The organism is Pseudomonas fluorescens (genome assembly GCF_004683905.1).
GTDB classification, from domain to species: Bacteria; Pseudomonadota; Gammaproteobacteria; order Pseudomonadales; family Pseudomonadaceae; genus Aquipseudomonas; species Aquipseudomonas putida_A.
This window is the reverse complement of sequence record NZ_CP038438.1, coordinates 2803243-2825111: the sequence shown is the minus strand read 5'-3', so window position 1 is coordinate 2825111 and position 21869 is coordinate 2803243. Positions and strand designations below refer to the sequence as shown.

The window sequence follows — 21869 nt, the reverse complement described above, 5'->3', positions numbered from 1 at the left end:
GATTTTCATCCGTCCAGAGCCTGTCCAGAATCAGGCCGACTTGAGCAGACAGGTTCCGCAGGCCCTAGAAATGTTCATTTTTCCTACCTCAGCAGGCTTGTTTGCAGCGTCCACCAGCTCTTGCACTTGAGGGCTCGCCCCATAGCGACGCACCACACCGACGAACTCTTCAACGTCGTGTCCGCGCATCTCAAGCTTGGGCAATCCGTCTTGGGTGAATGCTGGCTGACCGTACTTATCGGTCGCTTGGGCTATGTGATACAGCTCATGCTCGACCAAGGCGCAGAAGTCAGCATCGGAACACTGGGCGCAGTAGTCGGCAGCCAGCGTGATGTTGTAGGCCGGCACGTCGCCGAACCAATCTCGCATCTGCTGTTCCATCCGGGCCTTCTGCCAGCCGCCGGCGCGGAACGCTACCTGTTCGGCTTGGCCCACCACCGTGCGCCCCTTCTTCGTGAAGGCAGCAGACGCCCACATCACACGAATGTCCGCATCGATCAGATGGGCGTGTTCTTCGTTGTGGATGCTGCCGGTGTCGGCGAGGATTTCGGACTGGAGCCATTCCCATACTTCGGGGGCTGGCATCAGGCGGGTGCCGAAATCCGAAAGATCGGATAGCTCGACCAATGACGCAGGAGGACGCGGCCGATTCATACCAGAAGAACCTTCTCAATTCAGAGTTCGCCCCCAAAAGAGGGGCAGATTGCCCGCCAATGTGCGAGCCAGCCGGGGCCTAATGAGCGCTCAGTAACCAACGAGGCTCGCAGGATGAAAAACACGATTTACTTAGTACTTGCAGTAGCAGTCATCATTTTCATGATCGCTCCGGAATGCGTAGAGCCCGGAATTGTTGCTTGCCTGCTCAGTAAGCCCTGATGTTTGCAATCTCGGCTGGGCAGGCTCGTTCGATCGCCTCCCAGTCGGGTTGCTTGGTTGTCATAAGGGTTCACTGATAGTTAGAAGGAGGGATTGAAAAGATGGCGTGTTGCTTGTATTAGTTGGATCCAATCAGGCAGTCATTAAAATGACGTCATTTTTTGGCTGGACTGAGAACCGCACAAAGGATTGAGCTCCCTATCAGCTTTTGAGAAACAGACATGACCCCTACGATTGGCCTATTCAGCTTTGCTTTAGCAGTTTTATGCCCTTTGCTTTACTTGTTAGCCCGCCAGCTGCGGAAGGGCATCGCGTACGCAAATGGTACAGATGGCCCAAAAGAACGCCCTAAGATCTACTGCGTTATTTGGGCGATCATGGGTTTTATTTTGGGAAGCCTCTATCAGCCGTTGCACGAACGAGGTGAGGAGTGCATCGCAGCGTCCCAGCCATTGGTGCAATGTGTCGTCTTCCCGAGCCGTTAAGCGCAGAAAATTTTAGTTTTCGTGCCGCATTCACATGCGGCACACCAACTCTTCCCCGCCATCCAGTAGCACATCAATCAGTTTCTGCTCGCCGAGCAGCATCGCACCCAGACATTGCAGGTCGTGGCACTTTGGCCCGAGACCGAACACCGTGACTTCGTCTTTCGGCCCTATTCGGCTGACGGTACCGGTCGCTGCGATCCAACCAAAGCTTGATTTCGCACGAAACGACCCCCAATGTCGGATAAGCCAACCACAAGGATCTATTGGACATGATTGACTTCATAAACCAGGCAGGCCAGGCCGCAGTGCAGCTCGCGGCCTCCATGCTGCTGCTCGGGAATCGCGATAAGGCAAATGAGACCGCGATCGCTTTTGCCCGTAATCACAAGGAGGCAGCTGTCGCGATTCTTACGGCAGAGGGCTATTTACTGAATCAGATGCAGGAAGTGCACGTGAATCGCGATCCTCGGGATTTTTTGACTTTGCTAAGCCCCATTACTGACCTGAAAATTCCGCACCCAGAACAAGCGAAAACACTCTTTGTCACCCGCGAAGAGGCCATCAACGCTTGCTGGAACTTGTACGAAGTCCGCATATGAACCAATGAACATCAGTTGAAAGGATCAGCGGGTTTTGCGATCGAGCGAACGAACCACATGAAGCCTTGCTGCAAGTTGGTCTTGGCCAATGCCAGCAGTCGCGGGTCGACACCTTCAATCTGACCGATTTGTTTGAACAATTCGCCGGCGCCCGCCTCAAGAGTCTTGATCGAATTCATGCCGTCGATTTCAGATTGGGTCAGATCGCGGTAGCCGGTGATCTTCTTGTGCTGGTTATCCATGTTGCTCTCCTCGTCGCGTGTCGCGACACAACTTGATGATTCTCGAAACGTGTCGCGACTTACTCGGCCTTGCGGCTCGGCAACTTGAAGTCAGTCACCCGATCCGCAATGTTCCGGATCTTCTCCACTCCCAGGAAGCCGACCCAGCCGCCGGCAAAGGTGGCCATGCTCTGAGGAAGGCCGAAGAAATCCAGCCCGCTGATGATGGTCAGCGTTAGGCCGCCGCAGATGGCGCCTTCCACCAGCATCTGGCGACGTGTACCGCCACCGTAAGTGATCCGCAAAACGGCCATCGCGCAGGACAGCGCAGCCGCATAGAGAATCGGCGAATGCTGGCTCAACCACGCAAGCGCTATCGCCCATGTGTCTGGTTTGTCTGGCATGTTTGGCATCTCGGTTCCTCCCCGTCAGGGAGTCGGGAATAAAAAAGCCCGCTTGGTGGCGGACATATGGCTCCGTGCTATCGTCGAGATCCCTACAATCGCGACAAAGGATGGAACCATGGCAAATTTTATAGTGACCTTCAGATTTGAGGCAGACGACACATACAATGAGCGTTACACCTCTTTTGTGAAGCAGGTAAAGGAACTGGCGAAAGAAGTCCCTTGGGACGAAACGTCCTCATTTTATGTTTTCGAATCCGATCTGACAGCGGATAGCCTCTGCACGCGGCTTTGGACCGGCAGTGAATTCGACTCGAGCAAGGACATCATGGTTGTGGTCGATGTATTGAACAGAGTGAGAGCGACCAAAGGACCAATCAAATACCCCAATCTCCTTGCAAGCCATTTAGGTTTCTAAAAGAGTTAGCCCGGCCTCAAGCTCAGCCAGCCTGTCGTTATACTTTTCCAGGCTGGCCTCATTGAACGCTACCCACTCAGTTGTTTGCTCTAGACGGGCGACAGCCTCAGCGTGCATTCGCTTCACCTCAGCCAATTTGGCTTCCTGTGAAATGATCGACTCAACGATCTGCCGGTATTCGCTCTTCATCGTCTACCTCTTAGATGCGAAAGAGCCCCTGCGAATACAGAGGCCCTGAATAGGTGCGCTCGTCTTTCCGAGCTGTCGGCCAAAGGCCTTCTCAACGTCGACGCCCCTTTGCATCGATCTCGCTGATCCAGTCTCGCGCCACCCCGAAAGCAATGTGAGGCCAGGGTGCGCGGGCTGCCGGTGTTTTTCAGATGCGCCGCACTACCGGCCAACGGCGTCCAGGCCTCCCGAAGGCTGTCCCGGCTGCAGTGGAATTCAAGCAATAAAAAAACCCCGCGCAGGGCGGGGTTTATGCTGATAAGTCTCAGCATTTAAAAAAACATTTTAGTGCGTCTTCTGATACCCGATACTTGCACCAAATGCCGCAAGAAGTCCGATAATTGAACCTACCAGATCGCCAAAAAACAATACTTTCTCAGGGGAGTCGATTTCTTTGCTATCGAACCCGCCCGAATCCACAACCGGATGCAGCAAGTACTCCCAGCCATGTGGAATAGCCACGCAAAGCGCGAATATAACTAGGCAAGCCAAAACATAGCCCTTCTTGAATAGGACCTCACCAAAGCTTCGCTGGTAATTTGTGCTCAAGACCAAATTCATAACGATCAAGACAACCCCAATGCATATCAAAGCAAGCCAAAATGTTGGCCATGCTTGAACTGCCACTGCCTTGCCAAAACTAAATGTCTCTAAGACTCCGCTCAAACTTGTTCTTCCCTTTTCCGATCTATGACCCAGCTTGCTAAACGTTAGCATTCTTAGCTCAATCCCCTCATACGCCGTCTAGCAACGTTGGGAGGATTTCTAGCCAAGTAAATTTGATCAGATATCTCAAGAACGGGCAATGGCAATGCGCCAGTAACGAGCATAAAAAACCCGGCTCGAAGGCCGGGCTCAGGTATTCGTGTGCGTGTTGCGTGAATTGCGCACTATGGGAAAGGTAACCGCAATTCGCCGTCATATCAATATGTTTATGCCGCCTCTATATCTTTTTCCGCGTGAATAACCTGCCAAATAGGTTGTTGTGTCTGAATATCCACTTCCTGAATGACTTCTTTCAGGGTTTCCCAGAGTCCCATCCAGTCACGCGTCCAGTTCTTTGTGTCGATGCTGACGCCGAAGAAGGCATCCATCTCAGCAGCGACCCGCGCCGGCCCCCACTCCGCCGCCCCTTGAACCTCCCCTTTGTACGACTGCAGGGCCAGAGTAACGAGGTACTGCGCTTTCACTCGCTTGGCCGAGGTCAGATCGGGTAGCGCCGCCTTGGCGGTGATCAGCAGCACCGCGTTCAGTAGATGTCGCATGTTCATCGCCGGGTGATACAGGTAGTGACCGAACTGCTGCACTTGGTATGGCAGCGTGTCGATCGCGCGCAACACCTTTCCGATCATCGCCAAGTGCGCGGCGCGAGCGGTAGAGCGGCCAACTGGCGTGCGACGCGTCTCGCTGATACTGATCCTTTCGCGCACAACCTGAATGCGCTCTTCCTTGTCTTCACCAAGTGCGGCGAATACCGCTTCATGCCGGCGCATACGGGCGCCCTTTTTCACCGGCGCAGACTCTGCCCGGTCAATGGCTGCAGCGCTGATCGACGCGTTCGATTCATGCTGAGCCTCAGTCCATACCTGCCTTGCGTTGATCAGTTTCATGCTGCCTGCCCCTTTTTCAGTTCTCGGGTCTTGGCCCGGTATTCAGCGGTGATCGCCTTGAGTTCTTCTACGGTGTGTTTGCGTGGTTCGTGGTCGGCTTCAAGCGCTTCGACGGCCTCCAGGCCGATGCGGGCGATAAGTCCAGTTCGAAAGCCTTGGGAAACGGTGTATCCCTTACGGGCGTGCATGTAGGAGCCCGAGTTGCAGGCCTTGCACTGAAGCCATATGTTGGAAGGCTCCAGGCGCAGCTCCGGCCGGGCGCCTTTACCCATGAAATGACCCGCGTCAAATGCCCCTCCCACCTTCCATCCTTGGGCGGCCAGAATCGATTCCTGCGATTCACCACAGCTCGTGCAGCCGCTGCCGATGCTCAGCTCATAGGTGCGTCGATAGTCGCGCACTGCTTTCTCGGCATCCTTGAGGTGATCGCCGCGACTTTTCAGGGCCTCTTTGCGGACTTTGATCTCGCGGCGCTCGATGCTGGCCAGCGACTTGCGCTTCTTCTCCTGCTTGTCCCGCGCGATGACAACGGCGCAGTCCGGCGAGCACCAAGACTGAAAGCTCACCTTCGGGACGAATGAGGCCCTGCAGGTTTTGACTGAGCACTTTTTCGGGCGCGGCTGCTTCCTTTCAATCGTCATGCAGCCTCCTGGCTCAGCAGATCATCGAAGTACACGCCCTGCTGTGCGAACCGTGTAACGATGCGGTCGGTGTAGGCAACGCCTTGGGCGCGATTGAACAGGCTGGTCACCGGGAACCCGTCAGGGCCGAAGAGCTTGCACTCACCCATCAGGGCGAGCTTGGCCTCGTATGGCAGGTGCCGCATCACCCGATACCACTCAGCCTGAAAGCCGGCGTCCTCGTTCAGCAGGATCTGCACGCCGATGTGCAACTTGCAGTAGCAACGAGCGTCGGCCGCGTCGCCGATCTGGGTCATTTCGGAGATGCGTTTGTACATCGCGAACCAGAGGCGGTTCTGATCGAGCGTGCGGTCTTTGCCCGGCCGCAGGCTCACCACGACGAACTTCTCGTCGCGGAACATGTTGCTGAGCCGCGTGATGGCCTCCGAGAGCTTGGCCTGGCAGTTGACGCTGATTTTGTCAGCCATGGGCGGCCACCTTGTCGGGTAATTCGTCGATCAACTGACCGAGTTGCTGCGTCAGTCGTTCGTTCTCAGCCAACAGCTCCAGCGCCACCTCCTCCACAGTCTTTTCGCCGAGGAAGTCCTGAAGGGCCTCAGTGTTATGTTTCCAGTTCGCGCAATCTGCGCGGTATGAAGCTGCCTCGGCCCAGAGCAATTTCTGGAGTTTTTGTTTATCGATGTTCATTGAGCAGCGCTCCCTGCTTTCAATTGTTCGGCCTGCCGAATCAGCAGCGCCCGGCGATCAGCAAGCTCGTTGGCTGCCAAAATTCGCAGTTCTGTTTTTTCCTCGTCGGTGGCTTTCCGCATTGCCAGCATCGAGTCCTTCACCGCGGCGAGCTTCTCCCGCAGTTTTGGGGAAGGTCGCGCGACCTCACCGGTGAGCAGCGCAACTACGGCCCTACCGTCTTCAGTGACCGGCGCGACACTCAAGTCGGCCAGGTACTGCTGAGCGCGCTCCTGTGGAATTCGCTGCATTTGCACAGCTTTGGTGATCGCCTGCCTGCGGCGGTTGGCGTCGAAGCCGACAGACACATGCCAGTTCACCTCTTTGCTGTCCTCCCGAGCCTGTCCCACCAGACGCTCGTAAGCGCTGTTGAAGGCCATGCGCGCACCGACCTTGTCGCCAGCATCGAGTACAGGTTTCGCAGCAGCCAGCGCGAGCTGGATTTCATCGGTCAGCACCACGGTTTCAAATTCATCGTTGGTGGTCATGGCGATCGCCCATGCTTCGTCCTTGCCCGGGCGGCCGTCAGCGGCTTGCACTCGCAGGAGAATGTCAGCCATCGCCAGCTTGCCTCTCACTTCAAAGCGGCAGGCCTTCAGCGCTGCTTTCACGACCGGCACCGGGTAAGCGCAGAGGTCTTCGGCCATGATCGCCGCAGTGCCTGGGTTCATTTCCTGCCCCATGGCCTCAGCGGTGGCGCAGATCGCGGCGGCGAGGCCAGCAACCTGCTGGTCGTTCATTTCAAAGGTACTCATTGCGCTCCCCTGCTTGGCGCTTCGCCAAGACCATTTGCGCGGCCTGTTCGGCGGCGGATACGTTCGCCTCGGTGCGTTCCATCTGGCGTGCGGTTGTCCCGTTGATGCGCTGACCTGTCACCCACTGGGTGTGGTAGCTCTCGGCGTTGGCCAGCAGCTCGTTGAGGCTGTGGCACTTGCGCAAGACGGCGGCATCGCTGGTTTTCAGAAAGTGGGCAGCGACGTGGTGAGCGACATCGGCGCCGAGGCGGTCGACCAGTTGGCCGAGTTGCCCACCGACCTTGGCGTTCCACACCGGCCAAGTGCTGTAGCGCTTGCGGTAGGCCATGGCGTAGTTCGCCCAGACCTTGAAGGTTTTGCAGGACTGGTCTTTCGGGCCCGGCATGTCAGCGGGAATCTCAACCCGTGGCGCATCGGTGCGATCAACCACCAGCACCAGATTGCGGGCCGGCTTGTCCGGGCTGCCTTGCAAGTCCTGACTGGTATCCTGATTGGTACCCTGATGATTGGTATCCTGATTTGTCGGAGATTTTTCCGACCCTGGCTCGGATTTATCTCCGACCTTGCTCGGATTTTTTTCCGATGTAGATCGGATTTTTTTCCGACCTTCGTTCTTCGGTGGGGTCGGATATTTTTCCGACCCGTCCAGCTTCTGGTTCCACTCGATCGCCTTCTCAGTAAGGCGGAACAGAGTGATGTTCGAAGTGCTGGACAGCTCAATCAAGCCAGCTTCTTCCAAGGCCTTCAGCATGCGGTAGGCAGTGTCCGGCTTGTCAGTGAGTAGCGGCAGCTCATCAATGATCTTGGCCTTGCTCAACGCGAAGAAGATCCCGTCGTCAGTCTTGATTGGCTTCGCCCAGCTTGGGCAGCCGTAGACGAAAGCGAACAGCAGGGCCTGCTGAGAGTTCAGCCCCCACTCCAACGCCTTCACCTGATTGATCGTGACGGTGAATTGCATATCAGGCCTTCCCGACCAAATTGGCCAGTTCAAGGAAGCGATCCACGTACCAGTGAGGCTGTGTCTCGCGTGGGCATTGAGGGCTGGTGAGGTTTTTCCCGAACTCCAGACCCTTTTCAGTCACGGACCAGAAGTCGACCATCACCTGCTTGGAGTTTTTGCGCTGGAGTTGTTTGAGGATGCCTTTCGCCGCAAGCGCGTGATTGAAGGCGGCAGCCGTGCTGGCGATGCCGTGTTCCTTGATCAGCGCGGTGACGGCCTTGGTTGGCATGGAGCTGCCACCGGCTGCGTCTGGTGCCGCATCTACGGCATAGCCGGGAAGAAACTTGGCATCGAGACCATTATTGGCGGCGATCTTGGCCAGCATCATCATCTTGCTGGATGCTGCGGGCTTCAGCAGTCGATCGAAGCATTCGAGGATTGCAAGCTCGCCGACGATCTTGGATTTGTTTGGCACCGGTGTAGAGTAACTGCCGGTCTTGCGGATGCTCGGCAGCACCTGACCCACGACCCACTCTTCGAACTGTTCGGCAGCAGGAAGTTTGGACTTCATCACCAGTCGGTAGAGATCACGCTCAGGGATAATCTGCACCGCGCGCACCTGACCTCCCATTTCGGTATGGCAGGTGCTGACGGCTTTGCAGTGGGCGTTGATGGCTTTGGAGGTATTCGTGTAGCCCAGGGCTTCAGCGACATCCTTGGCAATGAACAGCGGTTCACCGTTCCCGTCGTCGATAACGCGAACCAGCAGTCCGTGGAAGCTGAATTGAGTTGGAATGCGCGACACGTTTTCAGAATTCGAAAAACGTGTCGCGACACTTTTGGGGGTATTGCTTGGATTGGGTTGTCTCTGCATAATCGGGCCTCTCTAGTTTTGCGAATCAGCCGACCTTCTCCGTCGGCTTTTTTGTGCCCGGAATTCAGGCGGCCTTCACCGAGGCATCCATCACGTCCAGGCTCTGCCGAACGTGGTTGATCTCCTGGCGGATCAAGCTCTTCTCGAAAGAACTGACGTGGTTGTCATCCAGCGCCTGGTGCACCGCGATGGTCAGATCGGCTACCTCTTTGCCGACGTTGATCAGTGATTTGGTCAACGCTTGCGGCTCCGGTGCAGCTTTCGCAATGAGGTCAAAACCAAATTCACTCGCCAGTGCTGCCAGAGGGCGCATGTCGCCGGTGTGCAACAGAATCCCGAACAAATGCTCCACGGTCAGGTGGTGTGCATCGTTGTCCGGATTGGCGCGCTGAAGCAGGCCAACGTGAGGAACGCCCATCTTTGCAGCAAGGGTCTTGGCTTCGTTGTCGAGGACAGCGCTCTGGCAGGCCCGCAGAAAATCTTCCATTCGTAAAACCTCAAATTTGTTTCCGTGGCGCCCTGCCAGTGCGTGGGCGATCATTTGCTCGGGCAGTAAGCAATGACTGCCTCAGGCAGCTGTTCGCTTTGGGCGCGCCGGGATCGGACGAATCTCATTCGCCTCAATACGGCCGTCGTCATAAAGGGTGATTTCAATGCTTCTGCCGGCTCGAACCATTTGCGAGATCGCGCTCTGGTTCACGCCAAGAGCAGCAGCAAGCGCGGCTTGAGTGCCGTGCTCTTCTAGGTATTTGCTCAAAGGGATCTTTTTCATGGAATTTCCACGGCTTGATATCTGCCATGGATAGTAGCAGCGCTGCTTTTTATCAGCAACAAAATACTAGCAGTGCTGTTTGCTTGGATATCAGCTCTGCTAATACTCTTATTCGTATGAAAATACGTCGCCCCCTCACCCCCGAAGAAGTCGCCGAGAGCGCCAGGCTCAAAGCTATCTACGAACAGCGGAAATCAGCTGCTAAAGCGGCCGGGCGCAGCCTGACGCAGGCGGACGTTGCCGAAGCATGCGGATGGTCCGGGCAAAGCGCATTCAGCCAATACGCCACCGGGAAGGTGCCACTAAATGTTGAAGCGCTGCTGAAGCTCGCAAAGGCGCTCAACTTCGATGCAAGCGAGGTCAGCTCTCGACTGGTATCCACTGTTGCCAGCGTGCAGCAGGAGCGCATACAGCCAAGCGTAAAATTAGGGAGCATCGAGACCTGGGACGACGACACCCCTCTCGATGACGACGAGGTCTACGTCCCCTTCCTTCACGAAGTCGAACTGGCGGCCGGCTCTGGCAGATTTGCCATCGAGGAAAACGCCAACTCGCGTCTGCGCTTCAACAAGAAGGATCTGCGCCACAACGGCGTTCAGTTCAGCAATGCGAAATGCGTGAAAGTAGGCGGCAACAGTATGGTGCCCGTGCTGCGCGACGGCGCCACTGTAGGCGTGAACGTGGGGAAAAACTCACTGAGTGACATCGTCGACGGCGAGATGTACGCCATCAACCACAACGGGCAGCTTCGAGTGAAGCAGGTCTATCGGATCCCGATCGGAATTCGCCTACGCAGCTTCAACCGTGATGAACATCCTGACGAGGACTACACGTTCCAGCAGATCCAGGAGCAGCAGATTTCGATTCTGGGGCATGTGTTCTGGTGGGCGATGTACTCACGTTAATGTAGGGGTATGGAATGCCCCTCAGCAAGCCCAACCAACGCTATAAGCGCGATGTGACGAATATGGCGGCCAAGGATCCAGCACGCTGATGGCTCGCCCCATCGAAAACCGCAAGTCTTCCGCGGCGCGCCTCAAGCTGGCGCTGTTTAGGGCACTAGATTCACAGAAAATGACACGGAGGTTTCATGAAAAACATCATTGCACTTCTTTCGCTATCCATATTGGCTGGATGCGCCTATCAAAAGTCTCAATATGTACTCGATGTCGAAAACGCACCGCCGCCGGCTACTGCCGAAGCAAAGTCCGCTGAGTGCGCTCACATTTACGGCGAGATCGATAGAAATAACAGTGCCATGGCCAAGAGCTATCAAGACGGTACATTCTCAATGAAAAATCAAGATGAGAAAGACGCTAGGAACGAAGCGCTGTCCATTCGATCTTTCAAAATAGGCTGCCCTCGAAGATAGCACTTGCTCGCCTTCATCGGTTCAGACGGCGAGACCCGAGGCGCTCAATTTGAGCAAGCGGTACGACATTACCGTGCGTACTACCCTCTCCCACATATGACAGACGGTCAATTAGCCCAGGCGATCGCCACCTCCTTTTGAGGCTTTTCCCGCCTGCTACAACACCCTTTCCAAGATACGGTTCTTCAGCCCGCCAAGCGCGGGCATTTTTACGCCCACAAATTATTTATTAGCAGCGCTATTTACTTTAAATAGCAGCACTGCTACTTTTATTCGCAAGCCAGACAACACCGGCCCAGCGGCGAAAGCCGCGCCGCTCTTTAACAGCCAGGAATCTTCGCGGATCGATCCCCGGAAACGGGCATAGCGCGAAACACAAACTTCGATCCCCATGCAGGCTCTGGAACCTGCCGGACTCCCCATATGGGAGGACGCCAAACCATGCAAGCCAGCCGGCGAAGAACACCGAACCCGAAATGTGTGACGCCGGCCAGGTGGGGAAACCGCGGCGCCGCGCATGGGGCGGAGAAAGACCACAGATTTATTGATGCCGCTTCGATGAGGCGGCATCAATCCACAGCGCAGAGCCCTCCTTGCCCTGAGTCTTGAATGAAGGGGACAGTCAGGGAGAGCTCTGCGGTGTGGATTGAACAAATCGACCGAGTAGAAAAATTGAATTAGCCAGTTGCCCGCCCGGTCAAGAATTATGAACGTAGAAAATCTGACGAGGTGACAGCAATGACTATTCAAGCAGAGACACTCGTACAACTCACCGAAGCGCTCCAAGAGCGAGGCATGAATCTGGTTTCAGATGTTCACTTCACTCGCGCGCCATACCGGGAAGATCACCGCTGGATTTGCATCGTAGAGTGACCATGCTCGTTGCCGGCGTCTAGGACAATCAATCCACCGCCGGCCCCACTACCCCACTACGCCTTTTCCCTTCCGCCCGACCCGCGCGCGATTCCCCTCTACGCCAAGAGGCACTCACCGGAGCGGATAGCTGCAGTCGGGCCTTTTTGTGGATCAATGACGCAACTCCTCCGACTTGAGATGGTGCTACCGGCATGGTCAACTGAGTAATGGCCTTTTGCTACGGTAATTTCAATTGAAACAAAATCGCGGAATCATCATATTTTTTTCGGCAATGACCTTGCTCTTTATCTTGGTACAGGTATGGCACGCAAAATCTGGCCCGGAAGAGAAAAAGCAGGAGCGGGAGCGCCAACTAAAGGGGCTCGCGCTCATCATGAGTGTCCAGTCCGGAAAAGTATCCGACGATTCAACCCGCGTCGACTCTGTGACCTACAGCGATGAGGTCATGCGTATCTCTTACACACTCACAAAAGTTACGAAAGACGAAATGGATTCCGATGAATTCACCAAGGACGCAAGAGCGCTTGCAGCTTCTGCATTCTGTAATGAAAAAGGTTTAGGGCAGTTCGTAAAATCGGGGCTTTCCATTGACCTCCTCTACAAAGATTCAACCAGCTCACCGATAGTCGAGTTTCAAATAGGCAAGTCCGACTGCCTCTGAAGCCATCCCCAAAGCCCGCCTCTCTCGCGGGCTTTTTTCTGCGTGTCGCACCCCAATGAGTCCGCGCAGCTAGGCATCAATCTCCCGACCAATCTCGAATGCACTCCCCTCCGCTCCCAACGGCAACCAGCGGAGCGGATGAGTGCATCCGAGTTTTGTTGGATCAACACCCGCCACTCTGGAGACGACCATGTCAGCTCTACGCAAGCCCATCCCGGAAGACGATTTTCTCGAAACGGAGGCAGGTCAGGAATGGCTGACCGAGTCGGTCGACGATCTGCTTTATCGACGCCACGTCGAGGCGCCAAATCCGGTAGGTCGCAGCAAGGTCCTGGTCAACGCTGACCACTTACCGGCGGCGCTGGCGGATCACATGGCCGCGAACCCTGATCCCGATCGGTCCATCGAGAAGATTCTGATCGAGCTGATCTGTCGCGGGGATGGCGGTGTACTGCATAAGTGGGCAGTAGAGGCAGTTGGCGGCGATCCGCTGGTTGTTCGAAGACTCGCCGGCGACCTGGTCGCGGTGCACGCCAACGAATACCGAGATGCCAAGCGCGAAAGCGATCGCGTTGAACGGGAGTGTGGGTTTTGAGCCCTCACATCCTGATCGACCAAGCCCTTGATGGTGTGTCAGCGCCCGCCGGCGAGGAAGACATCAGCCTGCTGGTGCAGGGCCTGATCACCCGCCTCTTCACCGACGGCGCGATCACCACCGACGAGTTCAACCACTACTGCAAACGCCTGCGTGACACCTGTCAGCGGCGCAAGGAAGACGCATGAGTACCGCACCGGTTAAATCGCTGATCGACGAGCAGCTCGAGGACATTGAACACAAGATCGCCCTGCTCGGCTTTGGCCTTCCCTTCAACGAAGTGATCGGCCGCAAGCGCGAGGATCTGGTCGCCAGTCTCCCGCACCGTCTGGCGCCCTCCATGAAGGGCAAGCGAATTGCGGTGAGAGTTCGCCCGTGACCGGTCGCCAATGGGCGCGTCGCCTAATCATCTGGCGCGGCGCGTTTTCTTCCCTCGGCGTTTTCACCTTTTTGATGCTGCTCAGCGCCCTCGCCGATCGCATCACTCAATAAACAAAGCATTCAATCGCTGCGCACCGCGCGGCAAGGAACAGTCATGTCCGCTCAAAGCGTTGCGCCGGTGGCGCACGACCGAAACCTCCACGTCCTTCCGCACGCAGCAACGAGCACCAGCGCCTTGGTACTGGACGGCGACAGCCTGGACAAGATGATGCGCTTGGCCGAAGTCATGGCCACCGGCCGCGCCACGCTGCCCAAGCACTTCAACGGTAACCCGGCGGATTGTCTGGCGGTCGTCATGCAATCGATGCAGTGGAGGATGAACCCGTTCGCCGTGGCGCAGAAAACGCACTTGGTGAACGGCGTGCTGGGCTACGAAGCGCAGTTGGTAAACGCGGTGATCACTACCTGCGCACCTGTAGTGGATCGCCTGCATTACGAGTGGTACGGCGCCTGGGAAAAGGTGATCGGTAAATTCACCATCAAGAACGGCGACAAAGGTGAGTACCGCGTCCCGGGCTGGAAGCTTGAGGACGAGCAAGGTCTGGGCGTAAAGGTCTGGGCGACCTTCCGGGGCGAAGACGAGCCGCGCGTGCTTGAGCTGCTTCTGGCCCAGGCTCGCACCCGTAACAGCACCCTCTGGGCTGACGATCCTCGCCAGCAATTGGCATACCTCGCCACCAAACGCTGGTCGCGCCTCTACTGCCCGGACGTGATCCTCGGCGTGTACAGCCCGGATGAGCTGGAAGAAAGCGCACCAACCATTCGCGACGTATCACCGGCGCGTGGCGCGGCGCCAGCTGAACTTCCGCCCTACCCCGACGAGAAGCTCGCAGAGAACTTGCCTAAATGGCAAGTCGCTGTCGACGCCGGGCGCTCCGCCCCTGATCACCTGATCGCAACTGTCAGCAGCAAATTCACACTGAGCGAAGAGCAGATCGCCAAGATCAAAGCGCTCGCGCCGATTGAAGGAGACCACGAATGAAGATCCACAATGTCGCTCAGGGCTCCGAAGCCTGGCACGCGCTCCGCGCCAACTACTTCACGGCTTCAGAAGCGCCGGCAATGATGGGCGCCTCAAAGCAGATGAAGCGCACTGAACTGCTGCACGCGAAGAAGACCGGTCTCGATCGGGACGTGTCGTGGTGGGTGCAGAAAAATCTGTTCGACAAAGGGCACGAAGCGGAGGCGCTCGCTCGGCCGATTCTTGAGGGGCGAATTGGCGAGGACCTGTTTCCCGTCGTCGGCACCGAAGGTGATCTGCTCGCATCCCTCGATGGCTGCACAATCCTCGGTGACGTGCTGTTCGAACACAAAATGTGGAACGAGCAACTTGCTGCCGACGTTCGCGCCGGCACGCTGGATCCGCACTACTACTGGCAGCTGGAACAGCAGCTGCTGGTCAGCGGCGCCGAGAAAGTAATTTTCGTCTGCTCCGACGGCACCGAGGAAAACTTCGTGTCGATGGAATACGCGCCGGTGCCCGGCCGCGCCGCGACGCTCGTCGCAGGTTGGAAACAATTCCAAGCCGACCTGCAGGACTTCACTTCCGCCGAGGTGGTGCCGGAGGCCGTTGGGAAAACGCCGGAGTCACTGCCAGCTCTGCGGATCGAGGTGACCGGCATGGTCACTGCCAGCAACCTGGAGCAGTTCAAAGCCCACTCGCTGGCTGTCTTCAGCTCAATCAACACCGAGCTGGAAACCGATCAGCACTTCGCTGACGCCGAAAAAACGGTCAAGTGGTGTGGCGATGTCGAGGAGCGACTGGAAGCCGCCAAGCAGCACGCGCTGAGCCAAACCGAAAGCATTGACGCGCTGTTCCGCACCATTGACGAAATCAGCGCCGAGGCGCGCGCCAAACGCCTGATGCTCGACAAGTTGGTGAAAGCCCGCAAGCTCAGCATCCGTGAAGACATCGTCATGGATGCAGCCAAGGCGCTGCAGGTCCACATCGACCAGATCAACGCTTCACTGGGCGGTAAAGCGCGCATGCCGGCGGTGCCTGCAGATTTCGCCGGAGCCATCAAAGGCAAAAAGACGATCAGCAGCCTGCGCGACTCTGCCGATTCCGAGCTGGCCCGGGCAAAGATTGCCGCAAGCCAGGTCGGCGACAGCATCCGGAGCAACTTGGCCAGCCTGGACGAGCTCGCCGCCGAATATATGTTCCTGTTCAACGACGTTCAGCAGCTGGTGATGAAAGCGAACGACGACCTAGTCGCGCTGATCAAGGTGCGGATCTCGGAACACCAGAAAGCCGAAGAGCAGAAAGCCGAAGCCCAGCGCGAGCAGATCCGCCAGCAGGAGCTGAAGCGAATCGAGGATGAGGCGAAAGCCAAGGCGCCGATCGAACCCGCGCCAGTCGCAATCCCGGCACCGGTAACAGTCGCTGCGCCGGTTCAGTCTGCGTCGAAGCCAGCGACCACAACCGCGGCGCCGGTGAACCTGCAGGCTGAAGTGTTCGATCTGGAATCGCTGATCAAAGCCGTAGCCTACGGCCAAGCGCCAATTTCGGTGCTGACTGTGGACTGGGAAGCACTCGACGCAATGGTCGCAGCCCAAGGCGACAAGTTCAGCATGGCCGGTGTTAGGCTGGTCAAGGTGGCAGCGTGATCTGCCTCAAACCTTGGTCGATTGAGTGAACATCCAGCCGAATGCAACCACGCCAATGATGGGTCGTATCAGGTCTCCGGCTGAGGCCATGCCGGAAAACACCTGCAGCCCGGTAATGACCATCATCGCCAATGCCGCGAGAATGCCAAATGCTGCGATCCAGCGAAAATACCTTGGAAACATTGCGCAACCCCCTTGTGAAGGGGCGGCATCGTAATCGCATTTAGCCATCACTTCAACCTACGTTATCGAGACGGATCACGGAGTGTTGAAGCTTGCAGTTACTGAACTGGCTGGACTTGCCGGCCAGCGGAATTGAAGAGGTAGGCCATGGCCAAGAGCAACGCGGAACGGTCAGAGAAAGCTGCGGTGAAGAGGAAGAGCCGCTGCGAAGTAGAGGTTCGGTTCCACACCCTGCCCGCTACGCGCCAAGCCCTCGCTGAGCTGATGGCCTGGAGCGGCATCGAGGAACAGGGCGAGGCGATCACGCTGATGATTCACCACCTACACGGCCTCGGCCCGGGCGGCGCACTTCCCCTACTCACTCCGCCGCGACACGAATACCGACCATCCAGAAACGTGGCGCGACTTTTCGATCAGAAAAGCATGCTGATGATTCAGAAGTATCCCGGCGACGAGATCATTGCCCCCGACTAGTCAGCTTCGCCCTCACGAATCCTAGCAGCCCATTCGCCAAACAAGTCAGCCAACCCCAGAACATCTTGCTTGCTCATGGTCAATGTCGGATGGAACTTGCCCGTCGACCATTTGGCTTGAATGTCGCACGTAAATTCCTGGCTCAACGGGTCACGTGTTTCGAAAAAGTCGATAACGCGATTCTTGTGTTTCTTGTCACTGAGGTCGATTGAGATGTATTCAAGCGTCTCTCCAAAGTGATCATGTTTTCCATTTTCGATCATACAGCACCACCAAACTCTATATCCCGGCCCCATGCCGGTCATCCGTAATACCTCAATCCAAATCAAATTGCCATCACCAGTCACGAGGGTTGCCACCTTTATGCAGAAGCTATGACGTGATCTCGCAACGTCGTGGCCCGCTTTCTAACGCATAGAGACGCCAAGAAAATCGCCGTACTTGTCAATTCAGTACGGCCCGTCCCACAAGTTTTTAAATATGCTTAGTGCATGGCGACCAGCGCAGAGTGAGCGGACTCAATTCCATCCAATCTTTTCTGAACTGATTGAAGCGAATATTCAGACCAACTGTCTTCCGGGGTAATTGCACTTACCAAGAGCGCGACGTCTTCAACTGCAACTCTTGTCAAAAATAACTGCGTATAAACTACGGATTTAACCCCATTACTTGAAATAACCTCCGTTAAGTGCTGTAACGACTGGTTCAACCCTGTGGATATCATTTCCTTCTGGGGAGGAGTTAAACCTTCATGCACGTCTATTGCTAAACGCACCCTTAGAGCGGCTTCTTTCACTACAGCTTCCGCACGAATAACAGCATTTTTTTCGCTTTCGGCTTCCGCGATTCGCCTCATTCTTGAATCGCGCGATGCTATCCAGATCGCCGCCATAATTGCCGCTATTGAACCTACCGCCTGGACCCATGAAGCCAGGCCGGGGTGATGCTCAATCCAGTACGACACAGAATCCCAACTCATAAACCTCTCCCTCGTAGATCCCGGAACTATACCGGCAAGGATCCTCCTATGTCCGCACAACAGAAATTGCCTCAGTTCATCCATGGCCAGCCGAGCATGGGCCTGCCGTTCGAAAAGGAACTGGTGGTCGACCTGTTCGCCGGCGGCGGAGGCGCCAGCACCGGCATCGCCAGGGCATACCGGGAGCCGGACGTGGCCGTAAACCACAATCCGATTGCCTTGGCCGTGCACCGCGCCAACCACCCAAAGACAGCGCACTACGTCGCCGACGTGTATGAGGTCGATCCGCTGGAGGCTACTGGCGGCCAGCCCGTCGCCATTATTTGGGCGTCTCCAGATTGCCGGCATCACAGCAAGGCAAAGGGCGGCGCGCCGCGCGATCGAGGGGTGCGCGGGCTGGCGTGGGTGGTTATCCGCTGGCTGTACGTCACGAAGTCTCGCCTGCTCTTCTTGGAGAACGTCGAAGAGTTCTGCGACTGGGGCCCGATCAACGAAGAAGGCCAGCCTATCAAGGAGGAGCGTGGCCGTACCTTCAAGGCCTTCATTTCCGCGATCAGCACCGGCCTAACTGCCGACCACCCGGATATGCCGGAGATTTTGCAGTCCATTGGCGAGTTCGTGCCTGTGGAGGCGCTGGTGCGCGGCCTAGGCTACAACGTCGAGTGGCGCGAACGAATCGCGGCGAACGTTGGCACCCCGACCATACGCAAGCGCCTTTACCTGGTGGCACGCAGCGACGGGAAGTCGATCGTCTGGCCAGCGCCAAAGCGCCACAAGCGGCCAGCGGCGAAACAATTGCAGTGGCGCTCCGCCGCCGAATGCATCGACTGGAGCAACCTCGGACGCACGATTTTCCGCGACAAACCGATGGCTGAGAACACCATGCGCCGAGTGGCCAAGGGCTGCTGGCGGCACGTGTTGACCAGCGCGAAACCTTTCATTGTCCCCATGCGCGGCACGTCATCGGCGCACACCAGCACGCACGGTACCGACGAAGCGCTTTCCACTATCAGCGCGGGCGGCACCCATCACGCACTCGTGCAGCCGGTTGCAGCCCCCTTCCTCACCGAGTGCGCCAACGGATCAGCACAGCGCAATTTCGACGTGCAGGAGCCGCTGCGCACGCAGGTCGCCCAGGTCAGAGGCGGACACTTCGCGATGGCGGCGGCGCATATGACCGCGTTCGGGCAGAACGCCGCGGGCAGCTCACCCGACGATCCAACTCAGACTGTGCTGGCCGGCGCCGCACGTCACGGCATCGTCACAGCGTTCTTCGAGCAGGCGAATGGCGGTTTCTACAAAGGCGACGGCCGAGCGGCTTACGATCCGATATCGACCATCTGCCAGTCCGGCGCCAACCAGCGGCTGGTTAGCGCATACTTGGTGAAGTATTACGGCAACGAGAAGGACGGCATCTCGCTAAATGAGCCGATGCACACGCTGCCGACGAAAGATCGCGTCGCGGTTGTCGAGACGGTGCAGGTTCCCGACACGCTGACTCCCGAGCAGATGGAAGGCGCCCGCCGCTGCGCCGCCTTCATGCATAAGTATCTGCCGGAGCACTTCAAAGACCCCGCCGAAATGGTCATGGTCGGCGGCTACGTGCTGATCGATATCACGCTGCGCATGCTGCAACCGCCTGAACTAAAAGCAGCGCAAGGCTTCGACAAGGATTACATCATTGATCGAGGCCTGTTCGTCGACCCGGTCACCGGCGCCGAGGAGTGGCGCGACATCAAGAAAGTCGACCAAGTACGCCTGATCGGTAACAGCGTCTGCCCAGATGAAGCCGAGGCTCTGGTCGCCGCGAACGCTGCTGACATCATCGAGCTTTATCAACGCCTCGCTGCATGATCAAAGCGCCCAACGCTCGTTGCCAGATTGGATGAATGGGTCGCGATCTGGATAGACCCGGCGCTGCTGAACAAGCCAGTGCCGCATTTGTTCAACATCAAACCGATGCCCCCCAGCTGTTCTCACTGCGAGAACTGAGCCGCTGACGTCATATCGTCCACAGCCGGAGCACTCAACGGACTTGCAGCCATCTGCAAATCCAGACTCTTGAGCTTCCGCGTCGCAGATGTAGCACTCCATAAGCACCTCAAATGTTTGTTTGCTGGACTTTGGTTAACGATCGATGTCGGTACTTGCCGACGGTTTATGCAAGCTTAATGAGATGGCCAAAAAAGCTCTCCTTTTTTGATCCGCTCTAGCTGTTCAGCTGTGAAATCAGAAATTGGCCTCGAGCGACCGACTACTTGCGTTTTTGTTGTTGAGAAATCTTCTCTCAAGTACTCAGTAACAAATCCATCTTTCACCCTCAGCTCTACCAGCTCGTATTTCATTGCTGCCGCCTCTTTGATCAGCGCGGGAAGCAGCGCTGTATCTCTTAAGCGTATCTGCTTTTCATAAAGTGAAAGGCGAGATACGTAATTAGTTGTGGCAACCCCTCACCCCCTCCACCGCCCGGGCATGCCCCGGCATAGGACGCCCCATGCCCACAGAAAACAAACCTGCCGAGCTGAAGATCGAGCGCTCAACCGTGACGAAGCTAGTGATCACCGGTGCGCCGAGCCTCGACCCGATCACAGTGTTCCTCGAAGACCTGGCGCCACGGAAAGGCAAGATCACGATCAGCTGCTACGACAAGAGCTGGCACGCTTACTGGGGTGGGATGTGGGACGGTCTCACCATCGCTCAGTTCTTCTGCCGCCTCGATGAGCACTACATCATCGGCTATTTCTCGCCAAGCCTCGGATCCATGAGGTTCTCCGATGACGCTCTGCTGACTCTGGCAAAGAAGTCGGTCATTGACCGGCGCCGGATGCGAAAAGGGTATTGGGAGTTTGGTGACAGCCTGGATCAGGAAGATGCCCGCGACCTCTTCGACCAGATCGACGACCTTCGCGGAGTTGAGTCAATTTCGGTAGGGCACCGGCAGGATGGACTTCTGACCGACTTGTTCGGCCCTGAGTGGTGGCATCTTGTTGACCAGAAAGCCGTCGAGCCCAATCCCGATTGGCACTACCTGTGCCGCATCATCTCAGCGGCTCAGCAGGCTCTGGGCCAGGAACAGCAGCAGGAGGCAGCATGAAACGCATCTACCTCAGCGGCCCCATGACCAACATGCTGGATCTGAATTTCCCGCTGTTCCATTCCACTGCCGCCAGCCTGCGCGCCGCCGGGCACAGCGTCATCAACCCCGCCGAGCTCAACCCAGACCCTGGCACCTGGAGCGAATGCATGCGTCGAGACATCGCAGCCCTGATGGAATGCGACACCGTGGCCACTCTGCCCGGCTGGCAGAACTCCCGCGGCGCCAGCCTGGAAGTGCACATCGGCAAGGAGCTCGGCATGAAGGTCGTGAATGCCCATGATCTCGTATCGATGGAGATTGCAGGATGAGCGAAATCACCGGAGGCGTGATCGGCATGCCACTTGAGATGGCGATGGAGAGCGAGCTATCGCGCCGACAATTCCACAGCATTGCGCAGGACTTGCTTCGTGACTTCGACCGCGTCACCGCCGAGCGTGACGCCCTGCAGCAGCGCCTGAACGCAGCGGATCAGCGGACTGATGAGCTGACCGCCATCACGCAGGACGGCGCCGAGAGCGAACTGCCGAACTACAAGCCCGGTCTCTACGCCGTGCGCCACATCGACAACTGGGACGGCGAGCGCGATGTTGTACTGACGTTCGCCATGCTCGACGCCGACGGCAAGTGGACTGACAAAGAAACCGGTGAGCCCCTGCTGACGTACACCGGGGACAAGGTTCTCAGGTCGTGGCCGCTGGATTGCTCCGATGCACCGGCCACGCAGATTATCGGCGTGCCGCGAAACTGGCTGGAAGACTGGGCGCTCGAACTTGTCGAAGCCGCGCAGGACGGCGGCCAAATGTCGAACCAAGTCGAACACCTCCTCGAAATTCACGCCAAGCCTTAACTCCCTCCCCCTTCAAAGTCAGCCAAATATCAGGAAGCGAACATTCAGCCCGACGATAAGTAACGCAGTCCAGGGAGCGGGTGTGCGCATCACGCCGAACAGGAGAAAAATAAAGGGGTTCATCATGCCACCCACAACAAAAATGAGAGACACGCCTTTTGGCTTACTTGGATCAAATAGCTGCC

33 protein-coding genes and 1 pseudogene are annotated in these 21869 nt (G+C 56.9%); 16 read left to right on the top strand and 18 right to left on the bottom strand.

Annotated elements, in window-relative coordinates:
* Positions 1-30: 30 nt before the first annotated feature.
* Positions 31-654: a putative metallopeptidase gene (locus E4T63_RS12840; protein ID WP_135295646.1), complete on the bottom strand. Its 624-nt coding sequence runs from the start codon at positions 652-654 to the stop codon at positions 31-33.
* Positions 655-1633: 979 nt separating this feature from the next.
* Here E4T63_RS12840 and E4T63_RS12830 point away from each other — a divergent pair.
* Entirely contained in the window at positions 1634-1963 is a 330-nt protein-coding gene (locus E4T63_RS12830; RefSeq protein ID WP_135295644.1) for a hypothetical protein, read from the top strand.
* An 11-nt stretch (positions 1964-1974) separates the two neighbouring features.
* Here E4T63_RS12830 and E4T63_RS12825 read toward each other — a convergent pair whose 3' ends face one another.
* On the bottom strand, positions 1975-2205 hold the full coding sequence (locus E4T63_RS12825) for a DUF7681 family protein (protein ID WP_135295643.1): 231 nt from the start codon (positions 2203-2205) through the stop codon (positions 1975-1977).
* 59 nt (positions 2206-2264) lie between these two features.
* On the bottom strand, positions 2265-2597 hold the full coding sequence (locus tag E4T63_RS12820) for a phage holin, lambda family (protein ID WP_085747314.1): 333 nt from the start codon (positions 2595-2597) through the stop codon (positions 2265-2267).
* Between E4T63_RS12820 and E4T63_RS12815 the strand changes: the two genes are divergently transcribed.
* Positions 2587-3006: a hypothetical protein gene (locus E4T63_RS12815; RefSeq protein ID WP_179294921.1), complete on the top strand. Its 420-nt coding sequence runs from the start codon at positions 2587-2589 to the stop codon at positions 3004-3006. The two genes, E4T63_RS12820 and E4T63_RS12815, sit on opposite strands and share 11 nt — an antisense overlap.
* Here E4T63_RS12815 and E4T63_RS12810 read toward each other — a convergent pair.
* From E4T63_RS12810 to E4T63_RS12760, 11 genes are all read right to left on the bottom strand, one after another.
* The gene (locus E4T63_RS12810; protein WP_095668776.1) at positions 2995-3195 is read right to left on the bottom strand and encodes a hypothetical protein; all 201 of its coding nucleotides are present in this window, start codon (positions 3193-3195) and stop codon (positions 2995-2997) included. The two genes, E4T63_RS12815 and E4T63_RS12810, sit on opposite strands and share 12 nt — an antisense overlap.
* Positions 3196-3519: 324 nt before the next feature.
* The gene (locus tag E4T63_RS12805) at positions 3520-3951 is read right to left on the bottom strand and encodes a hypothetical protein (RefSeq protein ID WP_135295642.1); all 432 of its coding nucleotides are present in this window, start codon (positions 3949-3951) and stop codon (positions 3520-3522) included.
* A gap of 215 nt (positions 3952-4166) precedes the next feature.
* On the bottom strand, positions 4167-4844 hold the full coding sequence (locus tag E4T63_RS12800; RefSeq protein ID WP_135295641.1) for a hypothetical protein: 678 nt from the start codon (positions 4842-4844) through the stop codon (positions 4167-4169).
* Positions 4841-5485 (bottom strand): recombination protein NinG, encoded by a 645-nt coding sequence (locus tag E4T63_RS12795; RefSeq protein WP_135295640.1) that lies wholly within the window; start codon positions 5483-5485, stop codon positions 4841-4843. The genes E4T63_RS12800 and E4T63_RS12795 overlap by 4 nt, the downstream gene beginning before the upstream one ends.
* Positions 5482-5952, bottom strand: a complete 471-nt coding sequence (locus tag E4T63_RS12790) for a hypothetical protein (RefSeq protein WP_135295639.1) — start codon at positions 5950-5952, stop codon at positions 5482-5484. The genes E4T63_RS12795 and E4T63_RS12790 overlap by 4 nt, the downstream gene beginning before the upstream one ends.
* Positions 5945-6172 (bottom strand): hypothetical protein, encoded by a 228-nt coding sequence (locus E4T63_RS12785; RefSeq protein ID WP_135295638.1) that lies wholly within the window; start codon positions 6170-6172, stop codon positions 5945-5947. The genes E4T63_RS12790 and E4T63_RS12785 overlap by 8 nt, the downstream gene beginning before the upstream one ends.
* The gene (locus tag E4T63_RS12780) at positions 6169-6966 is read right to left on the bottom strand and encodes a hypothetical protein (RefSeq protein ID WP_135295637.1); all 798 of its coding nucleotides are present in this window, start codon (positions 6964-6966) and stop codon (positions 6169-6171) included. Before E4T63_RS12780 ends, E4T63_RS12785 begins: the two co-directional genes overlap by 4 nt.
* Entirely contained in the window at positions 6953-7924 is a 972-nt protein-coding gene (locus E4T63_RS12775; protein WP_135296922.1) for a phage replication protein, read from the bottom strand. The genes E4T63_RS12780 and E4T63_RS12775 overlap by 14 nt, the downstream gene beginning before the upstream one ends.
* 1 nt (position 7925) lies before the next feature.
* Positions 7926-8780 carry a BRO-N domain-containing protein gene (locus tag E4T63_RS12770; RefSeq protein ID WP_135295636.1) on the bottom strand — a complete coding sequence of 285 codons (855 nt, stop codon included), beginning with the start codon at positions 8778-8780 and terminating at the stop codon, positions 7926-7928.
* A gap of 64 nt (positions 8781-8844) precedes the next feature.
* On the bottom strand, positions 8845-9267 hold the full coding sequence (locus E4T63_RS12765; protein ID WP_135295635.1) for a phage regulatory CII family protein: 423 nt from the start codon (positions 9265-9267) through the stop codon (positions 8845-8847).
* A gap of 81 nt (positions 9268-9348) precedes the next feature.
* A complete protein-coding gene (locus E4T63_RS12760) occupies positions 9349-9552 on the bottom strand; it encodes a Cro/CI family transcriptional regulator (RefSeq protein ID WP_025110113.1) in 204 nt (67 codons plus the stop codon).
* 116 nt (positions 9553-9668) lie between these two features.
* Between E4T63_RS12760 and E4T63_RS12755 the strand changes: the two genes are divergently transcribed.
* The 3 genes and pseudogenes from E4T63_RS12755 to E4T63_RS12745 all read left to right on the top strand — a co-directional run.
* Positions 9669-10457, top strand: coding sequence for an XRE family transcriptional regulator (locus tag E4T63_RS12755; protein ID WP_135296921.1), 789 nt, complete (start codon positions 9669-9671; stop codon positions 10455-10457).
* 185 nt (positions 10458-10642) lie between these two features.
* Entirely contained in the window at positions 10643-10924 is a 282-nt protein-coding gene (locus E4T63_RS12750) for a hypothetical protein (protein ID WP_135295634.1), read from the top strand.
* A gap of 6 nt (positions 10925-10930) precedes the next feature.
* Positions 10931-11065 (top strand): annotated as a pseudogene (locus E4T63_RS12745) (DUF2388 domain-containing protein); the annotation flags it as partial.
* A gap of 81 nt (positions 11066-11146) precedes the next feature.
* Here E4T63_RS12745 and E4T63_RS28520 read toward each other — a convergent pair.
* Positions 11147-11317: a hypothetical protein gene (locus E4T63_RS28520; RefSeq protein ID WP_167797074.1), complete on the bottom strand. Its 171-nt coding sequence runs from the start codon at positions 11315-11317 to the stop codon at positions 11147-11149.
* Between the two features lie 715 nt (positions 11318-12032).
* On the opposite strand from E4T63_RS28520, the gene E4T63_RS12740 reads away from it, so the two are divergent.
* The 6 genes from E4T63_RS12740 (at position 12033) to E4T63_RS12715 (ending at position 16104) form a co-directional block, all read left to right on the top strand.
* Positions 12033-12461 carry a hypothetical protein gene (locus E4T63_RS12740; protein WP_226501436.1) on the top strand — a complete coding sequence of 143 codons (429 nt, stop codon included), beginning with the start codon at positions 12033-12035 and terminating at the stop codon, positions 12459-12461.
* A gap of 190 nt (positions 12462-12651) precedes the next feature.
* Positions 12652-13056 (top strand): hypothetical protein, encoded by a 405-nt coding sequence (locus tag E4T63_RS12735; protein WP_135295632.1) that lies wholly within the window; start codon positions 12652-12654, stop codon positions 13054-13056.
* The gene (locus tag E4T63_RS12730) at positions 13053-13244 is read left to right on the top strand and encodes a hypothetical protein (protein ID WP_103302231.1); all 192 of its coding nucleotides are present in this window, start codon (positions 13053-13055) and stop codon (positions 13242-13244) included. Before E4T63_RS12735 ends, E4T63_RS12730 begins: the two co-directional genes overlap by 4 nt.
* Positions 13241-13435: a hypothetical protein gene (locus E4T63_RS12725; protein WP_135295631.1), complete on the top strand. Its 195-nt coding sequence runs from the start codon at positions 13241-13243 to the stop codon at positions 13433-13435. The genes E4T63_RS12730 and E4T63_RS12725 overlap by 4 nt, the downstream gene beginning before the upstream one ends.
* A gap of 156 nt (positions 13436-13591) precedes the next feature.
* Complete coding sequence (gene recT, locus E4T63_RS12720; protein WP_135295630.1) at positions 13592-14479, top strand: recombinase RecT; 888 nt, start codon at positions 13592-13594, stop codon at positions 14477-14479.
* Positions 14476-16104: a YqaJ viral recombinase family protein gene (locus tag E4T63_RS12715; RefSeq protein ID WP_135295629.1), complete on the top strand. Its 1629-nt coding sequence runs from the start codon at positions 14476-14478 to the stop codon at positions 16102-16104. The genes recT and E4T63_RS12715 overlap by 4 nt, the downstream gene beginning before the upstream one ends.
* Positions 16105-16110: 6 nt before the next feature.
* Here E4T63_RS12715 and E4T63_RS12710 read toward each other — a convergent pair whose 3' ends face one another.
* Positions 16111-16335, bottom strand: coding sequence for a hypothetical protein (locus E4T63_RS12710; protein ID WP_135295628.1), 225 nt, complete (start codon positions 16333-16335; stop codon positions 16111-16113).
* Positions 16336-16434: 99 nt separating this feature from the next.
* Here E4T63_RS12710 and E4T63_RS12705 point away from each other — a divergent pair, with 99 nt between their 5' ends.
* A complete protein-coding gene (locus E4T63_RS12705; RefSeq protein ID WP_135295627.1) occupies positions 16435-16761 on the top strand; it encodes a hypothetical protein in 327 nt (108 codons plus the stop codon).
* On the opposite strand, the gene E4T63_RS12700 is transcribed toward E4T63_RS12705, so the two are convergent.
* Positions 16758-17108, bottom strand: coding sequence for a hypothetical protein (locus tag E4T63_RS12700; protein WP_135295626.1), 351 nt, complete (start codon positions 17106-17108; stop codon positions 16758-16760). The genes E4T63_RS12705 and E4T63_RS12700 overlap by 4 nt on opposite strands.
* 137 nt (positions 17109-17245) lie before the next feature.
* Positions 17246-17740 (bottom strand): hypothetical protein, encoded by a 495-nt coding sequence (locus tag E4T63_RS12695; RefSeq protein ID WP_135295625.1) that lies wholly within the window; start codon positions 17738-17740, stop codon positions 17246-17248.
* A 48-nt stretch (positions 17741-17788) separates the two neighbouring features.
* Between E4T63_RS12695 and E4T63_RS12690 the strand changes: the two genes are divergently transcribed.
* The 4 genes from E4T63_RS12690 to E4T63_RS12675 all read left to right on the top strand — a co-directional run bounded on the left by E4T63_RS12690 (position 17789) and on the right by E4T63_RS12675 (position 21684).
* Positions 17789-19594, top strand: coding sequence for a DNA cytosine methyltransferase (locus E4T63_RS12690; protein WP_135295624.1), 1806 nt, complete (start codon positions 17789-17791; stop codon positions 19592-19594).
* Positions 19595-20234: 640 nt separating this feature from the next.
* Complete coding sequence (locus tag E4T63_RS12685; RefSeq protein WP_135295623.1) at positions 20235-20834, top strand: hypothetical protein; 600 nt, start codon at positions 20235-20237, stop codon at positions 20832-20834.
* Positions 20831-21145 carry a DUF4406 domain-containing protein gene (locus tag E4T63_RS12680; protein WP_135295622.1) on the top strand — a complete coding sequence of 105 codons (315 nt, stop codon included), beginning with the start codon at positions 20831-20833 and terminating at the stop codon, positions 21143-21145. The genes E4T63_RS12685 and E4T63_RS12680 overlap by 4 nt, the downstream gene beginning before the upstream one ends.
* On the top strand, positions 21142-21684 hold the full coding sequence (locus E4T63_RS12675; protein WP_245223442.1) for a hypothetical protein: 543 nt from the start codon (positions 21142-21144) through the stop codon (positions 21682-21684). Before E4T63_RS12680 ends, E4T63_RS12675 begins: the two co-directional genes overlap by 4 nt.
* The last annotated feature ends 185 nt before the right edge of the window (positions 21685-21869 follow it).

Bases quoted from the DNA above. Each gene is read 5' to 3' on its own strand.
- E4T63_RS12840 (WP_135295646.1), bottom strand. From the start codon at position 654: ATGAATCGGCCGCGTCCTCCTGCGTCATTGGTCGAGCTATCCGATCTT.
- E4T63_RS12830 (WP_135295644.1), top strand. From the start codon at position 1,634: ATGATTGACTTCATAAACCAGGCAGGCCAGGCCGCAGTGCAGCTCGCG.
- E4T63_RS12825 (WP_135295643.1), bottom strand. From the start codon at position 2,205: ATGGATAACCAGCACAAGAAGATCACCGGCTACCGCGATCTGACCCAA.
- E4T63_RS12815 (WP_179294921.1), top strand. From the start codon at position 2,587: ATGTTTGGCATCTCGGTTCCTCCCCGTCAGGGAGTCGGGAATAAAAAA.
- E4T63_RS12820 (WP_085747314.1), bottom strand. From the start codon at position 2,597: ATGCCAAACATGCCAGACAAACCAGACACATGGGCGATAGCGCTTGCG.
- E4T63_RS12810 (WP_095668776.1), bottom strand. From the start codon at position 3,195: ATGAAGAGCGAATACCGGCAGATCGTTGAGTCGATCATTTCACAGGAA.
- E4T63_RS12805 (WP_135295642.1), bottom strand. From the start codon at position 3,951: ATGCTAACGTTTAGCAAGCTGGGTCATAGATCGGAAAAGGGAAGAACA.
- E4T63_RS12800 (WP_135295641.1), bottom strand. From the start codon at position 4,844: ATGAAACTGATCAACGCAAGGCAGGTATGGACTGAGGCTCAGCATGAA.
- E4T63_RS12795 (WP_135295640.1), bottom strand. From the start codon at position 5,485: ATGACGATTGAAAGGAAGCAGCCGCGCCCGAAAAAGTGCTCAGTCAAA.
- E4T63_RS12790 (WP_135295639.1), bottom strand. From the start codon at position 5,952: ATGGCTGACAAAATCAGCGTCAACTGCCAGGCCAAGCTCTCGGAGGCC.
- E4T63_RS12785 (WP_135295638.1), bottom strand. From the start codon at position 6,172: ATGAACATCGATAAACAAAAACTCCAGAAATTGCTCTGGGCCGAGGCA.
- E4T63_RS12780 (WP_135295637.1), bottom strand. From the start codon at position 6,966: ATGAGTACCTTTGAAATGAACGACCAGCAGGTTGCTGGCCTCGCCGCC.
- E4T63_RS12775 (WP_135296922.1), bottom strand. From the start codon at position 7,924: ATGCAATTCACCGTCACGATCAATCAGGTGAAGGCGTTGGAGTGGGGG.
- E4T63_RS12770 (WP_135295636.1), bottom strand. From the start codon at position 8,780: ATGCAGAGACAACCCAATCCAAGCAATACCCCCAAAAGTGTCGCGACA.
- E4T63_RS12765 (WP_135295635.1), bottom strand. From the start codon at position 9,267: ATGGAAGATTTTCTGCGGGCCTGCCAGAGCGCTGTCCTCGACAACGAA.
- E4T63_RS12760 (WP_025110113.1), bottom strand. From the start codon at position 9,552: ATGAAAAAGATCCCTTTGAGCAAATACCTAGAAGAGCACGGCACTCAA.
- E4T63_RS12755 (WP_135296921.1), top strand. From the start codon at position 9,669: ATGAAAATACGTCGCCCCCTCACCCCCGAAGAAGTCGCCGAGAGCGCC.
- E4T63_RS12750 (WP_135295634.1), top strand. From the start codon at position 10,643: ATGAAAAACATCATTGCACTTCTTTCGCTATCCATATTGGCTGGATGC.
- E4T63_RS28520 (WP_167797074.1), bottom strand. From the start codon at position 11,317: ATGGGGATCGAAGTTTGTGTTTCGCGCTATGCCCGTTTCCGGGGATCG.
- E4T63_RS12735 (WP_135295632.1), top strand. From the start codon at position 12,652: ATGTCAGCTCTACGCAAGCCCATCCCGGAAGACGATTTTCTCGAAACG.
- E4T63_RS12725 (WP_135295631.1), top strand. From the start codon at position 13,241: ATGAGTACCGCACCGGTTAAATCGCTGATCGACGAGCAGCTCGAGGAC.
- recT (WP_135295630.1), top strand. From the start codon at position 13,592: ATGTCCGCTCAAAGCGTTGCGCCGGTGGCGCACGACCGAAACCTCCAC.
- E4T63_RS12715 (WP_135295629.1), top strand. From the start codon at position 14,476: ATGAAGATCCACAATGTCGCTCAGGGCTCCGAAGCCTGGCACGCGCTC.
- E4T63_RS12710 (WP_135295628.1), bottom strand. From the start codon at position 16,335: ATGGCTAAATGCGATTACGATGCCGCCCCTTCACAAGGGGGTTGCGCA.
- E4T63_RS12705 (WP_135295627.1), top strand. From the start codon at position 16,435: ATGGCCAAGAGCAACGCGGAACGGTCAGAGAAAGCTGCGGTGAAGAGG.
- E4T63_RS12695 (WP_135295625.1), bottom strand. From the start codon at position 17,740: ATGAGTTGGGATTCTGTGTCGTACTGGATTGAGCATCACCCCGGCCTG.
- E4T63_RS12690 (WP_135295624.1), top strand. From the start codon at position 17,789: ATGTCCGCACAACAGAAATTGCCTCAGTTCATCCATGGCCAGCCGAGC.
- E4T63_RS12685 (WP_135295623.1), top strand. From the start codon at position 20,235: ATGCCCACAGAAAACAAACCTGCCGAGCTGAAGATCGAGCGCTCAACC.
- E4T63_RS12680 (WP_135295622.1), top strand. From the start codon at position 20,831: ATGAAACGCATCTACCTCAGCGGCCCCATGACCAACATGCTGGATCTG.
- E4T63_RS12675 (WP_245223442.1), top strand. From the start codon at position 21,142: ATGAGCGAAATCACCGGAGGCGTGATCGGCATGCCACTTGAGATGGCG.